General features: G+C 59.2%; 2 protein-coding genes and 1 pseudogene. All 3 read right to left on the minus strand.

Annotation, left to right across the window (positions count from 1 at the left end; all coding sequences use genetic code 11):
- Nucleotides 1-221: hypothetical protein (locus HHA01_RS14675; protein ID WP_141322061.1), on the minus strand; the 221-nt coding region annotated here is incomplete at its 3' end.
- A 215-nt stretch (nucleotides 222-436) separates the two neighbouring features.
- A complete protein-coding gene (locus HHA01_RS14680) occupies nucleotides 437-850 on the minus strand; it encodes a hypothetical protein (protein WP_174787743.1) in 414 nt (137 codons plus the stop codon).
- Between the two features lie 24 nt (nucleotides 851-874).
- A pseudogene (locus HHA01_RS14815) lies at nucleotides 875-1147 on the minus strand (hypothetical protein); the annotation flags it as partial.

Genomic DNA, 1147 nt, shown 5'->3' on the forward strand with positions numbered 1-1147 from the left:
TGGCAGCCATCGAAACACAGCTCCTGCGCCGAGAGCGGCAGCCGATCCAGCCAGGTGATCAGATCGGCGCGGCATTGCTCGCGTTGCCGCTCCAGTCGTTCCAGCTCGGGTTGGCGCGCCTGTATGAAGGCCAGGGCCTCGTCGTAGCGCACATCATTGCGCCATATCAGCTTGCTCTGCCAGGCCTCGGCATCGGTATCCGCTCCGGGCTCAATGCCCAACTCCCGCAGTTTGGCTTCCTGCTCTTCCAGTTGCCCGGGAATCGGATTGGGCCCGGGGCGGACGCCAGGCTCAGCCGGTTGTTGAGCACGCTACCGCCGGGGCGGGCGATAGCGCGCCTTCCCTGGCGGGGTTGTGTGAGCACGGCGTCCTTGCCGTGCGATGTACCTTTCGCTGGACCCATGTCTCGACGAGAGTCCCGGGCCACGCTTGCCCATCAGGCCGAAAGCGTCGTTTCCTCGGCGTAGACCTCGGCGAAAATGGCGGTGATGGGGCGGGTCGGTTGTTCCTGCTGACGCCGTCGAACCTCCGCCGAGAGGCGCTCGAGTTCCGCGCTGGGCTGGGCCCACTGCTCCCTGGGAAGCGGCTGCGACCATTCCTCGAGGCTCGCTGGCAGGGTCTTGCGCTCGGCCTTCTGGATGGCGCGAATTTCCCATTCAGCGAGGTGGAAAGGAATCGTCCACAGGTCGAGGATATGCCACGCATACCACATGGAGACCTTGAACCAGCCGATCTCGCCGTCACGGCGGCGGCGATGCAGCCGGCGGCGGGCATTATGGAAGGTATGCACGCCCTCGTAGGGCGGATCGCCGGGGCGATGCGAGTCCTGCTCCTTGGCTTGGGTGGTCATCGTTTTTCATTGGTCACGATACATTTACTCTTCTAACTGCGCAGAAATCTCATTTACAACAAGCTTCTTCTCAAAATACTCCACATCTGGCGTCCGGCTTTTCACAAGATCAAGAATCCTTTCGACTTCACCTTCATTGCAATAAAGCTTTTGATAGCTGGAGTAAGGACCCAACCCATCATCGAACGTCATTTTCAGACCAATCAAACGCCGTTTTTTCCATAGCACAATTTCTTCAACACGATCCCAATCACGATTTTCATGTCTTCCACCACGCACAAGATCCTGATAACTCTT

The organism is Halomonas halmophila (assembly GCF_006540005.1).
GTDB lineage: Bacteria > Pseudomonadota > Gammaproteobacteria > Pseudomonadales > Halomonadaceae > Halomonas > Halomonas halmophila.

Bases quoted from the DNA above. Each gene is read 5' to 3' on its own strand.
- HHA01_RS14680 (WP_174787743.1), bottom strand. From the start codon at position 850: ATGACCACCCAAGCCAAGGAGCAGGACTCGCATCGCCCCGGCGATCCG.